12 protein-coding genes and 1 pseudogene are annotated in these 18,090 nt (G+C 60.9%); 10 read left to right on the forward strand and 3 right to left on the reverse strand.

The features are described from left to right. The first annotated feature begins 31 nt into the window (after positions 1-31). From ACW4LP_RS08260 to ACW4LP_RS08305, 10 genes and pseudogenes are all read left to right on the forward strand, one after another. Positions 32-2,215: a Tat pathway signal sequence gene (locus ACW4LP_RS08260; protein WP_455803710.1), complete on the forward strand. Its 2,184-nt coding sequence runs from the start codon at positions 32-34 to the stop codon at positions 2,213-2,215. Between the two features lie 290 nt (positions 2,216-2,505). Further along, the gene (locus ACW4LP_RS08265) at positions 2,506-4,131 is read left to right on the forward strand and encodes an FAD-binding protein (RefSeq protein ID WP_455803711.1); all 1,626 of its coding nucleotides are present in this window, start codon (positions 2,506-2,508) and stop codon (positions 4,129-4,131) included. A gap of 95 nt (positions 4,132-4,226) precedes the next feature. Next, positions 4,227-5,651 (forward strand): helix-turn-helix transcriptional regulator, encoded by a 1,425-nt coding sequence (locus tag ACW4LP_RS08270; protein WP_455803712.1) that lies wholly within the window; start codon positions 4,227-4,229, stop codon positions 5,649-5,651. Between the two features lie 407 nt (positions 5,652-6,058). Continuing rightward, positions 6,059-6,580 carry a 50S ribosomal protein L10 gene (gene rplJ / locus ACW4LP_RS08275; RefSeq protein WP_114549283.1) on the forward strand — a complete coding sequence of 174 codons (522 nt, stop codon included), beginning with the start codon at positions 6,059-6,061 and terminating at the stop codon, positions 6,578-6,580. A 91-nt stretch (positions 6,581-6,671) separates the two neighbouring features. Further along, positions 6,672-7,049: a 50S ribosomal protein L7/L12 gene (gene rplL / locus ACW4LP_RS08280; RefSeq protein WP_022740627.1), complete on the forward strand. Its 378-nt coding sequence runs from the start codon at positions 6,672-6,674 to the stop codon at positions 7,047-7,049. Positions 7,050-7,872: 823 nt separating this feature from the next. Next, a pseudogene (locus tag ACW4LP_RS08285) lies at positions 7,873-7,962 on the forward strand (twin-arginine translocation signal domain-containing protein); the annotation flags it as partial. Positions 7,963-7,992: 30 nt separating this feature from the next. Further along, positions 7,993-10,569, forward strand: a complete 2,577-nt coding sequence (locus ACW4LP_RS08290; protein ID WP_417003790.1) for a molybdopterin-dependent oxidoreductase — start codon at positions 7,993-7,995, stop codon at positions 10,567-10,569. A gap of 2 nt (positions 10,570-10,571) precedes the next feature. Then, positions 10,572-11,153, forward strand: a complete 582-nt coding sequence (locus ACW4LP_RS08295; RefSeq protein WP_114539431.1) for a 4Fe-4S dicluster domain-containing protein — start codon at positions 10,572-10,574, stop codon at positions 11,151-11,153. A gap of 199 nt (positions 11,154-11,352) precedes the next feature. After that, positions 11,353-11,988 carry a TorD/DmsD family molecular chaperone gene (locus ACW4LP_RS08300; RefSeq protein ID WP_114539430.1) on the forward strand — a complete coding sequence of 212 codons (636 nt, stop codon included), beginning with the start codon at positions 11,353-11,355 and terminating at the stop codon, positions 11,986-11,988. Between the two features lie 67 nt (positions 11,989-12,055). Further along, positions 12,056-13,504, forward strand: coding sequence for a helix-turn-helix transcriptional regulator (locus ACW4LP_RS08305; RefSeq protein WP_417177215.1), 1,449 nt, complete (start codon positions 12,056-12,058; stop codon positions 13,502-13,504). A gap of 107 nt (positions 13,505-13,611) precedes the next feature. Here the strand turns inward: ACW4LP_RS08305 and ACW4LP_RS08310 are convergent, their stop codons facing one another. The 3 genes from ACW4LP_RS08310 to ACW4LP_RS08320 all read right to left on the reverse strand — a co-directional run bounded on the left by ACW4LP_RS08310 (position 13,612) and on the right by ACW4LP_RS08320 (position 18,090). Further along, positions 13,612-14,529, reverse strand: coding sequence for a patatin-like phospholipase family protein (locus ACW4LP_RS08310; RefSeq protein WP_173114212.1), 918 nt, complete (start codon positions 14,527-14,529; stop codon positions 13,612-13,614). 81 nt (positions 14,530-14,610) lie between these two features. Further along, positions 14,611-15,861: a baeRF8 domain-containing protein gene (locus ACW4LP_RS08315; protein WP_173114209.1), complete on the reverse strand. Its 1,251-nt coding sequence runs from the start codon at positions 15,859-15,861 to the stop codon at positions 14,611-14,613. 201 nt (positions 15,862-16,062) lie between these two features. Beyond that, complete coding sequence (locus ACW4LP_RS08320; protein WP_173114206.1) at positions 16,063-18,090, reverse strand: heavy metal translocating P-type ATPase; 2,028 nt, start codon at positions 18,088-18,090, stop codon at positions 16,063-16,065.

An 18,090-nucleotide genomic window follows, 5' to 3' on the forward strand; every position in this document is an offset into this window, starting at 1 on the left:
CGCGCGGTGCGCTGCGGCCGACAAAGAGAGGATGAGTTACGTGGCACAATCTGGTTTGGATTCGCTGCTTGAGGCGTTGCGCCAGTCGGGTATGAACACCGATGGCGTGGGCTCGGGCGCCGGCGCGTCGGATTCGGCGTCGTCCGGGCCGCAGACGCCGGGCTCCGGTTCCGGCTCGGGCTCTGGCTCGGGCGCCGGCGCGGGAGCGTCGGGCTCGCGCGGCGGTGTGGGCGGCTTCGGCGGCTTTCCCTTCGGAGGCTTCGGCGGGTTCGGCGGCGCGGGTCATGGCGGCGGCCGCGGCCATGGCGGCTCCGGCTCCGGTGACGGCGGTGATGGCGGCCATGGTGGCCCTACGGTCGATTTCGAGTTCCTCGCCAACGACTTCCATTTGCCGTCGAAGAAGTGGCTGGTGCTCATCATCGTGCTGGCGCTGCTCGTCATCGCCGGTGCCTACTGGTGGTTCCATCCGGCCATCAACATTCACTCCACGGACTTCTGGGGTTTCGTCTTCATCGTTATCCTGCTGCCGCTGTTCCTCGTTTTCTGGATGCGCTCCAAGCAGTACAAGACGGGCACCAAGGAAGTGACGAAAAACGAGGGCAAGGCGAAGACCTTCCGCATTCTGTCCTTCGTGCCCGTGGCCGTGGTGGCGCTCGTGGCCATTGGCGCCCTTATGTCCATGGCGATCTTCCCGGGCAATGCCGAGAAGTACTCCAACGTGCTGAAGACCGACACGCTGGAGTTTGCCCAGGACATCAAGGAAGTGAACTACTCGGAGATTCCCGTCATCGACCGCGATTCCGCCATTTTGCTGGGCAACCGCGAGATGGGCTCCATCCCCGAGTACGTCAGCCAGTTCGAGGTGTCGAACCTGTACTCGCAGATCAACTACCAGGGCACGCCGGTGCGCGTGAGCCCCTTGGGCTACGCTGACCTGTTCAAGTGGTTCACCAACCGCGAGGGCGGCATCCCGGCCTACGCGCTCGTGAACATGACCACCCAGGACGCCGAGATCGTGCGTCTGGGCGACTCGCCGATCCACTATTCGCAGTCCGAGCCGCTCGTGCGCAACATCGACCGCCACGTGCAGCTTTCCTATCCCTTCTACATGTTCGGCGAGAAGTCCTTCGAAATTGACGAGGACGGCCACCCCTGGTGGATCTGTCCCGTGAAGGACTTCACCATTGGCCTCTTCGGCGGCGAGACCATCAGCCGTGTGGTGCTGTGCGACGCCACCACCGGCGAGACTCAGGATCTCGCTGTGGCCGATTGCCCCGAGTGGGTCGACCGCGTGTTCCCCGCCGAGCTGCTCATCCAGCAGTACAACTGGTGGGGCGCCTACAACAACGGCTGGCTGAACTCGTTCCTCGGTCAGGAGGGCGTGGTGCGCACGACGCCCGGCACCGATGGCACGCTCGGCTACAACTACATCGCCAAGGACGACGACGTGTGGGTCTACACCGGCGTCACCTCGGCCACGGCCGACAATTCCATCATCGGCTTCGTGCTGGTGAACCAGCGCACCCAGGAGTCGCACTTCTACAGCGTCTCGGGCGCCACGGAGGACTCGGCCATGCAGTCCGCCGAGGGCCAGGTGCAGAACTTGCGCTACACCTCCACGTTCCCGCTGCTCATCAACGTGTCGAACCAGCCGACCTACTTCATGGCCCTGAAGGACGGCGCGGGCCTGGTGAAGAAGTTCGCCATGATCGACATCCAGCGCTACCAGAACGTGGCCGTGGGCGATACGGTGGCCGACACCCAGAAGGCCTACGAGGCGCTGCTCGCCACCAACGGTGTCGTGGCTGAGAGCGGAGACGGCGCGACCGACGTAGTGACGGTGAAGGGCACCATCCGCTCGATGAACCAGGCGGTCATCGAGGGCAACACCCACTTCTACCTGACCGTGGAAGGGGAGGACGGTTCCATCTTCGACTTCGCGCTGCCGGGGCTGTTGGACATCGTCGGCTACAAGGTGGGCGACGAGATCAACTTCACCTACGTGGAAGCTGCCGGTTCCAACGTGAGCCCGGCCTACGAGATCCTGGGCGAGGGCGGCAAGGCTCCGGCGACCGAGGATGCTGCGGGCAGCGGCGCGCCGGCTGGAGACGAGAACGCCTCCGGCGAGCCCGAGGACGACGTGGTGCAGCAGGACGGCGCCGCCCAGACGCCTGCCGACGTCGCCTCTGGCGAGGATACCGAGAAAGTGGCCTAGGGGCGCTTCGGGGCCAACGTAATTCTCAAGGTTTAAAGCGAGCGGGAGCAATCTCGCTCGCTTTTTGTTTTCCCAGGTCAACGTAAAGGTTTATAGGAGGGTTTAAAGCTTTAAACTTCTTTTTTCCGCTTGGTCGATGCGTGGATTTGCCGGGGCGTCCATAGTGCGTGGTGCAGCGAGGGAGCTGCGGCGGCGAAGCGAAAAGCTTCTCCGCAAACCAACGCAGCACGGACGCTGCAACCGAGCTTTCAGAGAAGCTCGGCATCACGAGTGAGGGAAAGGGACCCATCATGACTAACGGAATGAATGTTTCTCGCCGCGACCTGTTCAAGTTCGGTGGCCTGGCCGCTATCACCGCTGCCGGCGCCGGCGCGCTTGCCGGATGCGCCCCCCAGCAGAAGATGGCGAGCACGGGCGCTGCCGCCGAGGATGGCTCTACCTACGTGGGCCCGAGCTTTTTGCAGAAACCGGCCGAGATCACCGAGTTCGACGAAGAGCACACCTACGATGTCGTGGTCGTCGGCGCGGGCGAGTCGGGGCTTTCCGCCATGCACGCCGCGCTCGAGGCGGGCGCCACGGTGGGCGCGCTGCAGAGTCTGTCCATCGTGCAGACCGCCGGCAACATGGGCGCTTCCATCGACCTGACGAAGACGAACGAGGCCGGCATCAAGGCGGTGCTGTCCTTCATCAACTACAAGAGCGACTACCGCGCCAACCTGGGCCAGGTAGAGACCTGGGCCCGCAACTCCCAGGAGGCGCTGGCCTGGTGGGCCGAGGCTGCGGCCAAGGGCGGCAGCGAGTCGAAGCCCTACGACTACACGGTGAACTGCAACGGGCATGAGGTGTTCTTCCATGCCAACACCTACTTCCATGACGAGGGCCATCAGAAGGGCGCGCTCGTCATCGGCGACGCCGTGCAGGCCGAGGGCGCCGAGATCTTCTTCGAGACCCCCTGCGTGCAGTTGCTCGTGGAGGACGGCCGCGTGGCGGGTGCCATCGGCGAGACCAAGGACGGCGCTCACGTGCTGCTGCGTGCCAACAAGGGCGTCATCATGGCCGCCGGCGACTATGTGGGCGATTCCGAGATGCTGTACTATTACACCCCCGACGCGAAGGGCCTGCATCAGGCCGTCGACTTCCGCAACGGCACGGGCCTGAAGGCCGCCATGTGGGCCGGCGCCCAGATGTGCCCCGCCTCTCACACCAAGATGGTGCACGGCGAGGGCCCGAAGGTGCGCTTCGAGATGCCGTATTTGTTCCTCGACCGTCACGGCAAGCGCTTCATGGACGAGGGTTGCTGCCGCATGGGCTATCTGAACGAGTTCACCAACAAGTACCTGGCCGAAGTCGATTTCGCCGAGTCCACGGCCGCCAAGTTCTTCTCCATCGTGCCCACGAACTGGGAGGAGCACTACGATGCCTGGAAGGACTTCTCCGACATCTCCATCCACAACGCCTACCGCAACGTCGATCCCGAAGCCTGGATCAAGGGCGACACGCTGGAGGAGCTGGCCGAGGGCATGATCGCCTACGCCGACGAGGAGGGCTGGGCCCACGACTACACCGTGGAGGCCATCGTCGAGTCCATCAACCGCTACAACGAGCTGGTGGCCGCCGGCAACGGCGATGAGGACTTCGGCAAGCGCGACGAGTACATGGTGCCCATCGAGGCCCCCTGCTACGCGGTGCCGCGCGGCGCGAACAACATCGATGCCCTGGTGGACGGCCTGTGGTGTGATGGCAACTTCCAGTGCCTGGACGTCGACATGAAGCCGATCGAGGGCCTGTTCGCCGTCGGAAACGCTTCCGGTCCCTTCTTCGGCAACAGCAACTACCCCATGGACATCGAGGGCCTGTCGGTGGGCCGCGCCATCACCACCGGCTTCGCCACGGGCCGCTACGTCGCCGGCCTGTAGACTCGCTAACGGCGCTTTCTTGCCCTCCCTCTGAGCCGACGCCCCTCACCGGGCGTCGGCTTTGCCGTATAATGCCGAATGAGGGAAAGGAGCCTATGGCCGAATCGATGACTGAGGCGGAAGATCGCCGGGCGCTCTTGCGGGGCGGCCGGCGCTATATTTGCGCCTACGGATGCGCCCGGGCCTGGGCGACGCTGACATTCACCGGCGCGACGGGCGCGGGTGTGCTGGGCGCGCCGCCGAGCGGCTTCGATCCGCACCTCACCTTCGACGTCGCTTTCATCGCCATTAGCGTCCTGCTGGTGCTGCTGTTCCGACGGCTCGTGCCGCTGAACGAGAATCGCACGGTGAAGGCGGTCTCCTTCGGCTGCATGGTCGCCGCGTCGCTGCTGTGCGTGTTGGCCGCGTGGGTGCCGGGAGCGGCCTTGGGGCTTACGGTCGCAGGCTCGCTGGCGGCGGGCGTGGGCTACGGGCTCTTCTTGCTTCTGGCCGCCGAGGTGCTGGCTACCTTCAGCTTGCTGCGCATCTTCCTGTTCCTATCGGGCGCGATGCTTTTGGGCTCGGTCATCACGTTCTTCTGCGAGGGGCTTGGGGGCATCCAGGCCCAGGCCGTGCTCGTACTTTTGCCCTTGCTGGCGGCGCTGTACCTGTGCGGTGCCTACGAGCACGTGCCTGCGGCGGATCGCCCCAAGCACGGCGTGCCGAAGTTCTCCTACCCGTGGAAGCTGTTCGTGTTGTACGGCCTGTATGCCTTTGCTTACGGTATGCGGGCAAACCAGTTGGTGGCGGGCGCGGGACGCCACTCGTCGGTCTCGACGTTCATTCTCATGGCGGTGCTGTTCGCCACGGCCTATTTCGCATCGAAGCGATTCAATATCGGGCTTCTGTACCGGTCGCCCGTGGTGCTCATGGTGTGCGGCTTTCTGCTGGTACCGGCCGAGAGCCTGCTGGGCACGGCGGCATCCAGCTATCTCATCGCCATCAGCTACTCGCTCATGTCCTTCCTCGTGATGTTTCTGCTCTTCGACATTGCCAAGCGTCTGGGCGTGGCCATTGTGGCGTTCATGGCCATCAAGAACGCCGAGCAGCTGTTGCAGATGGCCGGCGGCGGCGCCACCGACGCGCTGGGAATGCTCGGCCTGCCCGCAGCCACCGAGGCGCTCGCGGTGACGGTCGCTGTGTCGGTGCTCATTTTGGCGGCCACGGTGCTGCTGTTCTCGGAGAAAGAGCTGGCGAGCAAGTGGGGCGTGGACATTCTGGAAGAGGGCGGTCTTATCGAGCGCACGGCCGAGGAAGAGCGCGTGGGCCAGCGGGTGGAGGAGCTGTCGGCCACCTACCGGCTGAGCCCCCGCGAACAGGAGGTGCTGGCGCTTCTGGCCGAGGGGAAGACCGGACGCGTCATCCAGCAGGAGCTGTTCATCGCCGAGGGTGCCTTCAAAGCGCACACGCGCCATATTTACGAGAAGATGGGCATCAATTCCCGCAAGGAGCTCTTCGAGCTGCTGGGCGTGCCCTCGTAGCGCACCCCTAAGGCGCCCATAGCGCATCCAAAGAATGCCATTCGGGCATGCCGCTCGCGCGGGTTTTTTGAAGAGGGGAGAAAAACCCGTTGACACGGGCGGGATTCGCTCTAGAATAGACGAGCTGCCCAAAGGTGGGCAGTGCAACGAACAGATATGTTCCGCTACTTAAGACAGCAGGTACCGAGTCTGCAACCGCCTGCGGGGCGTTCCGAAAGGGGCGACACCCGGCGCAACGGCTCGGTTTAATCGCGCAAGCGGCCCGCCGAGGTGGTCGACAGATTCGCTTCCGTGAATACGTGCGGCCTCCGTCTTATGGGCGGGGGCCGTTTTCGCTTCTCAGGCTTGCGGCCCACCCACCAAGGTGCGGAACCCGGATAAGCTTGAGAAGGAGGTGTACGTACAACATGCCCAACGCTCAGAACAAGGAGATGCTCGCCAGCATCAAGGAGGATCTCGACGGCGTTTCCGCCATGTGGGTCGTGGATTACCGCGGTCTTACCGTGAAGGAGATGCAGCAGCTGCGCCGCGACATTCGCGAGACCGGCTCGGTGCTGAAGGTCTACAAGAACACGCTGGTTCACCTGGCGCTTGCCGAGGCCGAACTGCCGACGCTCGACGATATGCTCGCCGGCCCCAGCGCGTTCGTGTTCTCCGGCAACGACGTGGCCGCATCGGCTAAGGCCCTGAAGACCTTCGCCAAGGCCAACGAGAACCTTGAGATCAAGGGCGGCCTGATGGAAGGCGCTGCCGTGTCGGCCGCAGAGGTGGAGGCTATCGCTTCTCTGCCCTCTCGCGAGCAGCTCATGGCTCAGATCGCCGGTGCCATCTCCGGCGTCGCTCGCGGTCTGGCTACCACCATCAACGGTGTGCCGCGCGGTTTGGCCCAGGTCGTCAAGGCCGTGGCCGAGCAGAAGGAAGCTGCCTAACAGCTCGGGCGGCCTGAGATGGGCCGCGTAACGCAAAAAGAAATGACGGTCGGCGCAAAGAGGTGCCGGCCCCCTTTGAAAGGAAACTAACATGGCTGTTACTCGTGAAGAGATCATTGAGGCTTTGAAGGAGATGTCCCTGCTCGAGGCTTCCGAGCTCGTGAAGGACATCGAGGAGACCTTTGGCGTGTCCGCCGCCGCTCCGGTGGCCGTGGCCGCCGCCGCTCCGGCTGAGGGTGGCGCTGCCGCCGAGGAGAAGTCCGACTTCGACGTCGTGCTCGAGGGCTTCGGCGACAACAAGATCGCCGTCATCAAGGTTGTCCGCGAGATCACCGGCCTGGGCCTGAAGGAGGCCAAGGAGGTCGTCGAGGGCGCTCCGAAGGCTGTCGCCGAGGGCGTGAACAAGGAGAAGGCCGAGGAGATCAAGGGCAAGCTGGAAGAGGCCGGCGCCGCTGTGACCCTGAAGTAAATTCGCTTTCGCGAAGACTTCTCCCAACCATCACGGTTGAACACAAGGACCCCGCTTACGAGAGGGGTCCTTTTTTGTCTTCGGAGGATTGCCGGCTCTCGGTCGGCTTAGCCCAGCCATTCTACGAGGGATGTGATGTCGCGCTGGGTTTGGGCGAGGCCGTCCTTGTAGGATTTTCACGAGGGCATCGTAGTCGGTGGTCTTGTTGGTGACTTCCATCTTGTCGGGATAGAAGATCCAGGCGGCGCCCGTCTTCTCCGGGCCTTCGTACTGTGGGGTGAAACCGTGACTGGTGGCGGTGTTAACGATAAGAAGCACCTTATCCTTGTATTTGGACAGCGGCACGTCGGTGTCGCCTTAGACTCTAACGCTGAAATCATAGATGCTCATGAGGGTTCCGAGTCTTTCATTTGCTGGCGTTCGCGTACGGGTGGTCCGTGAACGCAATGGATGGACATTGCGAACAATAGCGAATGACCGAGCCTTGATATTTGGAAATGGTTAGTCGTGCTTATTTGTTGGCATTAGAAGCGAGCGAGGGCATTTGGGAGATAGTAGTACGGTGCTCTAAATATTGCGTTCGCCTCGTCGCTGCCTTCGCTCGCGCCATCAGATGGTCGCATTGACGGCAACTTCACTATAGCTAAATAACAAAAAACCCAGGTCAAAACTGGACTCATCCAAAAGAACTAGTCCCAAAACCCGCAAACGTCTGAATAGATGAGGACAAGTATAGCCCCGCGTTCTATCTTGCGGATTGTCGGCGCTTGCAAACCGGGATGTTTGCAAGAACGCTTTATCCCGTAGAGAGAAAAGGGGAACTATGTCTAATACGGAGAAGAGATTGTCAGATTTGTCTCGAAGGGGCTTCATTGGCGCGTGTGCCGCCACGGTTGCTGCCTTGGGCGCTACAAGCCTAGGGTGCTCCGAAAACAACGTCCGAATGGCAGAGACAGGAGAGTTGGAAGAAGTTGAACCGGAGTGGAAGCCAGTAGTGTGCTGGGCGCATTGCGGCGGCAAATGTGGACTCAAAGCCTATGTGAAAGACGGCACCGTCCTCAGGCTTAAAACTGACGACACCCACGACGATTCTTTCAATCATCCTCAGCACCGCGCCTGCTTGCGTGGCCGCTCGAGAAAGTTTGACGTGTTCTCGAAGGACCGCGTTCGCTTCCCTATGAAGCGGAAGCACTGGCAGCCGGGTGGCGGCGATAACGTCAACGGTGACCTACGTGGCATTGACGAGTGGGAGCGCATCTCGTGGGACGAAGCTCTCGATATGGTGGCAGACGAAATAACGCGCATCAAGGAAACCTATGGAAACCGTGCCATTCTCGGAAGCGGTCAACAGCCCACGAACCGTACTTATGTTGATTATGAAATGTACATCGATTTTCCTGACTTCTTCATCAAGGGGCTGGAATTCTTCAATGTGCTGAATCTTTACGGCGGTCAAGTGTCCCATTACGGCACGGGCTCGGCGGGCTCTTTCCAGAACGTTCCCGAACTGGTGGGTTTTGGAACAGCTAATGCTGGTGGCGGCATCGACATGCTTAATGATCGACTTGACGCACGCAACTGCGAATACGCGGTCATGGTTGGCGTGAACCCTGCTTGGAGCTCTGACGGCACAACCTTGTGGGCGAATTTCGTGCCCATGAGAGACGCCGGATGCAAGTTTTACTGCATCGACCCCATGCATACGGACACGGCAGAGGTCTTGGATGCGGAATGGGTGCCCATTCGCCCTGGCACTGATATCGCGTTTCTCATGGCGTGCGCCTACGTGATGATCACCGAGGATGATCCCAAGAGTAATCCGCTTATTGATTGGGACGTGGTCAATCGCTGCTCCATCGGCTTCGATGCCGAATCCATGCCGGAGGGCGCCGACACCGAGAGGAACTTCAAAGACCATATTCTGGGAATCTATGACGGTTGTGCCAAAAATCCCGAGTGGGCAGAGGAGATTTGCGGCGTTCCTGCAGGCAAGATTCGAGAGATTGCCTATGTGCTGGGTATGGAAAACAAGACGGCCCTGCTTTGTGGATGGGGTCCGGGGCGCTGCAACGACGTAGATAACCTTCCTCAGATTCTTATGGCAGTGGGGTGCGTGCTCGGTGGACATTTCGGCAAGTCGGGCCATATGACCGGCAGCAGCTTGCGCGACACCTCGGCAAGTGGCGGCAATGCGCTCATCAACCCGGGCTGGAGAAAGTTGCCATGCGTGCCCGACCCCGTTGATGATTGCATTCAGGATCCGCTGCTGTGGCCCGCGATTCTGGAGGATCGCTACGTGTACAACGGCCTTGGCCAATTTCTCGAAGGCGAAGAGCGCGAGATTGATGTTCGCTGTATCTACAACTATTCGCTCAATATGCTCAGCCGTACGGAAGACCAGATAAAGGGTATCGAGGCCTACCGAAAGATGGATTTTGTGGTGACCCATGCGCTTACGTTCAATCCGAACGCCCAGTACTCCGATATCGTACTTCCCGTGTGCTCGCCCTGGGAGCTGCCGCCCCAGTTGGGTATGTTCACGGGGCGAGAGGCGGCTTTCTTGGGCGATAAGGTGTGTGATCCGCTCTGGGAGTCGAAGTCGGTCACGTGGATTGGACGCGAACTCCTCGCGCGCTGGGGCATCGACCCCGATTTGGCCTATCCGTACTCCGACGAGCAGCAATCGTTCTATCAGATTTCCGGGACGCAGATTATTGAAGACGACGGAAAGACCTTCTCGCCCCTTGTTACCTTTACCGCAGAGGACATCGCAGCCCTCGGCGTGGAAGGTGAGCCCCAAGAAGGTAAGATTTCCTACCGGGACGCGCTAAAGCAGGGCGTGATAACCGTACCCCGTTCTGAATCTGACAATCACGGGCACATCGCATACGAGGCGTTCCGAACTGCTCCCGAGAAAAATCCCCTCGCGAGCGAAAGCGGCAAGATGGAACTGTACTGTCGTCGCCTGGAAGAGCAAACCTCTCGCGCAGGATGGGGCGTCGTGTCCCCCGTGCCCGAATACGTCGATGATCAGAAGTTCGGCTATAAGGCGACATTTGCGAACTACGAGGCACGCGAAAAAGGCCCGTATCCCTTCCAGCTCTTCAATCCTCACTACCCCCGTACAGCGCACGCTCACTTCGATAACGTCTTGGAGCTTCGCGAGGCATTCAAACGCCCGCTGTTCATAAGTCTGGAAGATGCCGAGTCGTTAGGCATTGAGACCGGCGACACGGTTCTCGTTGAGAACGATTACGGTCGGGTGGTGCGTCAGGCTTGTGTGACCAACCGCATCATGCCTGGCGTGGTTGGGCTACCCCATGGAGGATGGTTTGAGATGGACGAGCAAGGAAACGATCTAGGCGGATCCGGCGCCACGCTGTGCGGCTCGGTGACGGGCGGCACGGGCGTCTCGGGATACAACACCCAGATTTGCTCGGTGACCAAGGTGGATGGCAGCCCTGAAGATTGGGAGCGTCCTGTGGCGATGCCCGAATGCCAGAAAGACGAGGAGGAGTAACGATGGGACGTATGGGATTTTACTTCGACGCAGTCAATTGCATTGGTTGCCGAACCTGTCAGATTGCCTGCAAGGACAAGAATGCTCTTCCGGTGGGAATGTTGTTCCGCCGTGTGGTGACGGTAGAAGCGGGACGCTTCCCCGAGGGGTCATTCTTCCACATTTCCGAAGGCTGCAATCACTGCGAAGACCCTGCGTGTGTGAGCAACTGCCCTTCGGGAGCTTGCGCGAAGAACGAGCAGGGACTGGTAACTATCGATGAAGAGGTATGCATTGGTTGTCGGTCTTGCGTAATGTCGTGCCCCTATGGCCAACCCCAATATGACGCGGAGGCAAGTGTGAGCCGTAAGTGCGACGGTTGTTCGGATTTAACTGCCGCTGGAGGGAACCCCGTCTGTGTCGATTCTTGCCTGATGCGCTGCTTGGAGTTCGGCGATTTGGACGATCTGCGCGCTCTTCATGGCGAAGGCTTGGTGTCGGAGATTCCGGTGCTGCCCTCCGCTAGCGAGACGAACCCTTCGCTGCTTATAAACCCGCGTGCCTGTGCTCTTGAAGAAGAATTCACTGTTCAGAGCGTCTATTAAGAGAATCGCCAGCGTTCGTCTATAGGGATGCTTGCTGGAAAGATGCGATTTGAAAAGCCGCGAAGGCGAGTGTTCGCGAAATGAGCGTGCGAGATGGAAGGCGATTGCAATTGTGCGCGGTCGCCTTCCATATGCTGAAGTTTTCAAATCTGAAAATGTTCGGAGAACTGTCTACCGAGCCGAAGGAAAGGAAAGGCCAATGAGCACAGACGTAAGCGTATTTGATCGACAAAAGGCGGCTGCCTTCGGTTTGGTGCTGAAGGTGTTACAGAGCGTATTCGGCGCAGAGCCCAGTGTTGGACAGGTCAATGCGTTGCGCGAAGATACCTTCCAGGAAGCTCTTGCCCTTCTTGGGTTGGGAGGCAACGAGGCTATTGCCTGCGCTATGGACCAGTTTTTGACAGATGAGAATGACTTCCAGCGCATCGGGGAGGGATACTATCGCTTATTCGTAAGCCCTTCGCTCGAGGTTTCTCCCTGGGAATCCACGTATGTTGGCAACCCTCAGCTCCTCTTTCAGGAAAGTACCCTCGATGTTCGCAATTTCTATAAGTCACTTGGCTATGTAGCCGATAAGTTTCAACAGGTGGCCGATGACCATATCGCCATCGAGCTTGGCTTTCTTTCCGCCCTCTGTCTAAGAGCCGCCTTAGCCGACGAAGAGGAGGAGGGCCGTGCTCTCGTTGCAGATGCGGCCCGTTTTGCCGATGAGCACCTTGCCCGCTGGACTCCCATTTTTTCGAAGTCGCTGCAGGAGCGGGACAAAACGGGGTATTATGCTAATTGGGCGAAGGGGCTGGAGGCATGTCTCCTCGTCCTGAAGGAGTGTGCGTAGCCGGCGATACTTTGGAGGTGCTGGCAAATTGGCGAGAGGCGCGGCATCTACAAAGAGCATGGGCGGTTTGTTTGCGGCTTTGTCGGACGAGGGGAAGAAGTGGCCCGGCATTCATTGCTTCGCCCTGGCGTTTTATATGGCTTGGTACCATATGACGTTTTTCGGGGAGTCGTGGATTCGCTTCAATGCGGCGGGTCCCGTAGAGCGCATCTTTCTCTTCGTGGCTCCCTCTCTGACTCTTGTGGCAGCTTTCGTAGCAGCGGCGTTCCTTCCTCGTCGAACGTTGAGGGTTCTTTCGCTTCCGCTGGCTATTTCCGGCTTCGCTCTTGTTGCGACTGCGGGATCGCTGCTCATGCTGTTCTCCGTAGGGTTTTTGACCCCCTTCTTCTTCGGCCTCGGCTCATGCGTTTCGGCTGCGGGAATGGCTCCACTTGCCGTGAGGATTGGTCTTGATCTTGCTGAAGAGGGGCCCAAGCGTGCGTTTCTCTTTATCTCGGCATCGTCGGTTCTCTCAATGCTTATTTGGTTTGTGGTTTCGTGCGTCACTCTGATATCAGCAGGGCTCGTGTTGGCTTTGCTCCCGATGACAACGACGGCGCTGGTGCTCACTGGCCCTTATAGAAAGGGAGGGAAGCGAGCTGACGAGGCTGAGGAAGGCGAGAGGGGACTGCGCGTGTCGCTTGTCGATTTCTGGCGGTTCTTCTCGGCGTTCTTCGTGTTTGCGGCTGTGGCTGGCATGGGGCGTGTGCTGTTCCTAGACGCCTCTCAGGAGGGTTATCTCCATTCGATGATGTTCCTCGCCCTGGTTTCCTGCTTGTCGCTTATGCTGCTGGCAGTTAAGGGTCTCTCGGTATCCATGCTACGTGGAGTTTACTATTTGGTTGTGGTCAGCTGCGTTTTTGCGTTACTTCTGGTGTTTGCGGTCGGGGTAGACGCTCATTGGATGTTCGAACTGACTAATGCGCTCTACCTGGTTCTCGATGTTTTGTCATGGTGCCTCATTGCCGCGGCTGCCTTCGTGGGTCGAAAGCGGGCACTTTGTATCGTTGCGTTTGGCCGCGCCGCATTTTTGGCGGGGTCGATAGCGGGGTATTTGCTCGGTGCAGGCTATCTAAAGTCGATTTACAGCTTCCAAGGGGGCGAATATCTTTGGGTTGCTCTTGTTCTAGTCGTGGTGTGTTGCGCGACGGTAGTTCTCTCGGGGGGAAACCTTGTGGAGCTGACCCAGGTATCGATTCAGGAAGCCCCTGAGGTAACTGATCGCTCTGCGTTTGATCTTCAGCAAGCCAGAGAAGAGTATCTCAACCACAAATGCGAGCGCATTGCGGCGCAGTATCACTTGCCTCCACGCACAGCTGAGGTATTGGGAATGCTGGCTGCGGGACGTGGGAACAAAGAAATCGCGGAAGAGCTTTGTATGGGGCTGAACACCGTGCGGACCCATGTACAGAACATCTACCAAAAACTTGATGTCCATAGCCGCAGTGACTTAGCTTCGTTCATTGAGCAATATTAAAAGGTCGTTCGTTCTACCCCTAGGATGGCGTCTTCTCGGCTTCCGAAAGAGCACCTGGCGATTTGCCTGTACTCTCCTTTGCGGGGTGCTCTTGCTTTATAGGCGGTTTAGCCGAGCCACTCGATGAGGGAGCCGATATCGCGTTTGGCCTGGGCGAGGCCGGTCTCGTAGGAGCGGACGAGGGCGTCGTAGTCGGTGGTCTTGTTGGTGACGTCCATGGTGTCGGGGTAGAAGACCCAGGCGGCGGCCGCCTCTTCCAGGTGCTCTATCTCGTCGCAGAGCTCGTTGTAGGGCTGCCAGCGCGCGATGGTGCGCTCGGCCACGATGGGATGCGCGCGGAAGGCGGCGCGGAAGAGCGCTTGGGCGGCGCGGCTCATGGGGCGCTTGCGATAACCGCGCGGCTGGGTGCGGATGATGCAGAAGCGCTCGTAGCCGTCGGCGCGGGCGGCATTCAGCAGGATGCCCCAGCTATCTCCCATGCCGCCGTCCATATAGGTGCGCCCATCGATGGTGGTAGGCGGCATGAAGATGGGCATGGTGGACGACGCGCGCACTTTCAGTCCCAGGTCGTGGGCGTCTTTCACATCGGCGCGGGTCCAGGCGACGGTCTCGCCGGTGTTCCAATCCATGGCCTCGATATGCATCTCGGCCGGGTTGGCGGCGAAGGTGTCCCAGTCGAAGGCCATGGGGTCGCCGGCGGCCGCGTTCTCGATCAGCTCCTCGTAAAGGTAAGGGCTGTTGAAGTAGCCGGTGCCCCGCAAGAAGCTGCCCCAGCCGCCGAAGCGCGGGTACTTCACCAGATCGACGAAGGAGGCACGGGCACGGGTGGCGTCGCGCACCAGGTAGTTCACCGTATGGCTGGATCCGGCCGAGATGCCGTAGACGCGCCCGAAGTTCAGGTTGCGCGCGAGCAGCTCCACCACCATGCCGGCAGTGTAGCTGTTGCGCATGCCGCCGCCCTCGAAGATGAGCGCCACATCGGGCTGGTTGATGGTGAGGCCGGCATATTTGGCGGGGTCGGTCATGAGGACTCCTTCGAGGCGCGAAAAAAGGGAGCCCATAAGAGCTCCCTTTCAGTATAGCTATTCGTCGCGATGTCGGGCGAGTTACTCCGCGTAGCGGAAGAGGGCGGCGACGGGTTGGTCGGTGGGCATCTGATCCTGCTCGACGATGTAGATGTGGGCGTCTTGGGCCAGTGCCGCCTGGGCGAAGGCGTCGGTGATGTCGGGCGCGGCCGGGTCGATGTAGCCGTCGTCGACTGGGTTGGGGTTCCCGTCGAAGGTGACGGTGCCGGTGTTGATGTCGAAGCCGCCGGGGAGGATTTTGCCCTTCACGAGGAACAGCGCTCCCACGCGGCGCTCGGCCAGTGCCATGCCGATGGCGTCGAAGTCGTCCGAGGCCTTGCCGTGGGCCGCATCGGCGCCGAACTTCTCGGCGGTTTCCTTGATGTTCGCATCGCGGATGCCGTCCATCACGGTCAGCGACTCTTCCAGAAGCGCCTTGCCGTCAAGACCGGCGGGATCCTTCTTGATGCCGACGGGCAGGAGGTGGCGCAGCGTGGAGAGCTTGCGGAAGGCGTGCTCGTACTCCTCGTCGCAGCACAGGATGATGGGGGTGGTGTCATCGCGCACGAGGTAGTCGTTCACGGCCTTGTTCACATAGCGGAACCAGGGCAGGGCGTCGTCCTTCTTCACCTCATTGCGGGACTGATGGTCGTGGTACTGGCCCATGTGGCCCTCCAGCGAGATGTAGTCCAGCGCGCCCTTCTCGCCCTTGCGGGCGTCGGCGGCGGTGTCGTCACTGTTGGCGAACAGCTCGCTGAAGAAGTCGTGCACTTCCTGCGGCAGCTGCTGGCGCTCCACGTGGGTGCGGTCGCCCTTCACCCAGCTGAAGCGGTCGTTGCCCAGCTCCAGCACGTAGTACTCGGTGCCGTACTGGAAGTTGCGCAGCAGGGGCTTGACGAAGTAGGTGTCGCCGGCGGCCACCATGGGCTCGGGGGCGAAGAACAGGTTGTACACGTAGATGTCGTCGTTGTTCATGAGGAAGCCCAGACCCTCGCCGGCATGCAGCCAAAGCGGCATGTCCGGATGCTCGAGCAGGTAGTCGGCCTTCTCGACGATGCCCTTATAGGCATCTTTGTCGTAGGTTTCGGCGAGCGTGCGCTCGGCATCCTTCATCAGATCCTTGAACATGTCGCGATCCCAGATATCGCGGCGCTCCTCGCGCTCGGTGTGGTGCACGGGAATATAGAGCGACACGACGGGCGCGGTCACATCAGCGAGGATGGCCGGATCGAACTTTTCCATCACGTGAATGCTATCGGCGGTCTTCCGCAAGGTCTCCTTCTCGTCTTTCATGACGAACCTCCAAAGTGGTCGGGAACACAAAGTGCGCGCAGCAGTGTCGCCGCGCCGTTGACGTTGGAAGGCGACGGCGCGTGGTGCAACTGATGTGCTGGAAAGAGCATAGCCCCCGACTGGGAAAATCGGGGGCTATGAGCCAGCCTGTGAACGGGCGGTTGCCGAAATGCAGTTTAAAGTTGATTTGACCGCTCGCCTTTAGTCGAGGTAGCGCTTCACGTTCATGGCGCGCATGGCGTTCAAGATGGCGATGACGGCCACGCCCACGTCGGCGAAGACGGCCATCCACATGTTGGCGATGCCGAAGGCGGCCAGCACCAGCACGGCAAACTTGACGCCCAGGGCAAACACGATGTTCTGCCAGACGATGCCCATGGTGCGCCGCGCCAGGTGAATGGCGCGGGCGATGTCGTCGGGGTCGTCGTTCATGAGCACGATGTCGGCGGCCTCGATGGCGGCGTCCGAACCCATGGCGCCCATGGCGATGCCGATGTCGGCGCGGGTGAGCACGGGTGCGTCGTTGATGCCATCGCCCACGAAGGCGAGCTTGCCCTTGCCATTGGTGTCGCGCTCGGTTTGGGCGAGAAGCGCCTCCACCTCGGCCACCTTGTCTTGGGGAAGCAGCTCGGCGTGCACCTCGTCGATGCCGAGTTCGGCGGCGACGGCCCGGGCCACGGGTGTGCGGTCGCCCGTGAGCATGACGGTCTTCTTCACGCCGGCCGCGCGCAAATCGGCGATGGCGCGGGCGGCGTCGGGCTTCACGGTGTCGGCGATGACGATGGCGCCCAGGTAGGTGCCGTCGGCGGCCACGTAGAGCACGGTGCCCGGCACGTCGGTGGCCGTGAAGGCGATGTCATGGGCCGCCATGAGCTTGCCGTTGCCCACGAGCACGTTTCGTCCGTCCACGACCGCTTCCACGCCCTGGCCGCTGATCTCGCGGACGTCGCGCACCCGTTCGGCGGTTGTGGTGGAGCTGCTTCCGGGCCGCGCGCCAGTCGTGGTGGAGTCGCTGTCCGGTTGCGCCAGATTCGCGTCGTTGTCGCTGTCCGGTCGCGCGTCGGTCGTCAGGGAGTCGCGATAGGCGCGCACCGATTGCGCGATGGGATGGGTGGAAAAGGTCTCGGCTGCGGCGGCGATGTCGATAAGCTCGGTCTCGCTTACGCCAGGGGCGCCGATGAGCTCGGTCACGGAGAAGGTGCCGTCGGTCAAGGTGCCGGTCTTGTCGAACACGACGGTTTCGGTAGATCCTAAAGCTTCCAGGTAGTTCGACCCTTTCACCAAAATGCCAAGGCGCGACGCCCCGCCGATGCCGCCGAAGAACGACAGCGGTACCGAAATCACGAGCGCACAGGGGCACGACACCACGAGGAAGGTGAGTCCGCGCAGGATCCAGTCGGACCACTGACCGCCGAACAACAGCGGGGGCGCGATGGCGAGTACAGCGGCCACGCCCACGACGATGGGGGTGTACACGCGGGCGAAGCGGGTGATGAAGTTCTCGGTGCGTGCCTTCTTCTCGGCGGCGTTTTCCACCAATTCCAAGATGCGGCTTACCGTGGAGTCCTCGAAGGGCTTGGTGGCGCGTACGACGAGTTTGGCCGTCAGGTTCACGCAGCCGGAGATGACCTCGTCGCCTGGGCGCGCCGTGCGGGGCACCGACTCGCCGGTGAGCGCCGCCGTGTCAATTTGGCTTTCGCCGGTCAGCACCGTGCCGTCAAGCGGGATGCGCTCGCCGGGCATGACGATGAACTCGTCATCGGGGGCGAGCTCGAAGGGATCCACCTGCTTCAGCTTGCCCTCCTCCATGACGTTCGCGTACTCGGGCGCGATATCCATCATGTCCGCGATGGACTGGCGCGACTTGTCCACGGCGTAGCTTTGGAATAGCTCGCCCACCTGGAAGAACAGCATCACGGCCGCGCCTTCGGCCATGTGCGGCTCGGTGTCGGGGAACAGCACCAGCGCAAACGCGCCGAAGGTGGCCACGGTCATGAGGAAGTCCTCGTCCAGCGCGTGTCCGTGAACGAGTCCGCGCAGGGCGCCGGCGATGACGTCGTAGCCGGCGATGAGGTAGGGGATGAGGAACAACGCGAACTCGGCGTACACGTCGCCGGGGGTGCCGAAGGCGGCGCGCAGGATGCCGGTCTGGGCCGCCACCTCGATGATGACGAACAGCACGAGCGCGACGATGATGCGGGTGAGGAGTTTCTTCTGCTTCGGGTTCAT

Source organism: Adlercreutzia sp. CNCM I-6215 (assembly GCF_977072315.1).

What these genes read in the sequence shown, in the direction of transcription:
- ACW4LP_RS08260 (WP_455803710.1), top strand. Translation starts at nt 32, where the DNA reads ATGAGTTACGTGGCACAATCTGGTTTGGATTCGCTGCTTGAGGCGTTG.
- ACW4LP_RS08265 (WP_455803711.1), top strand. Translation starts at nt 2,506, where the DNA reads ATGACTAACGGAATGAATGTTTCTCGCCGCGACCTGTTCAAGTTCGGT.
- ACW4LP_RS08270 (WP_455803712.1), top strand. Translation starts at nt 4,227, where the DNA reads ATGGCCGAATCGATGACTGAGGCGGAAGATCGCCGGGCGCTCTTGCGG.
- rplJ (WP_114549283.1), top strand. Translation starts at nt 6,059, where the DNA reads ATGCCCAACGCTCAGAACAAGGAGATGCTCGCCAGCATCAAGGAGGAT.
- rplL (WP_022740627.1), top strand. Translation starts at nt 6,672, where the DNA reads ATGGCTGTTACTCGTGAAGAGATCATTGAGGCTTTGAAGGAGATGTCC.
- ACW4LP_RS08290 (WP_417003790.1), top strand. Translation starts at nt 7,993, where the DNA reads ATGGCAGAGACAGGAGAGTTGGAAGAAGTTGAACCGGAGTGGAAGCCA.
- ACW4LP_RS08295 (WP_114539431.1), top strand. Translation starts at nt 10,572, where the DNA reads ATGGGACGTATGGGATTTTACTTCGACGCAGTCAATTGCATTGGTTGC.
- ACW4LP_RS08300 (WP_114539430.1), top strand. Translation starts at nt 11,353, where the DNA reads ATGAGCACAGACGTAAGCGTATTTGATCGACAAAAGGCGGCTGCCTTC.
- ACW4LP_RS08310 (WP_173114212.1), bottom strand. Translation starts at nt 14,529, where the DNA reads ATGACCGACCCCGCCAAATATGCCGGCCTCACCATCAACCAGCCCGAT.
- ACW4LP_RS08315 (WP_173114209.1), bottom strand. Translation starts at nt 15,861, where the DNA reads ATGAAAGACGAGAAGGAGACCTTGCGGAAGACCGCCGATAGCATTCAC.
- ACW4LP_RS08320 (WP_173114206.1), bottom strand. Translation starts at nt 18,090, where the DNA reads ATGAACCCGAAGCAGAAGAAACTCCTCACCCGCATCATCGTCGCGCTC.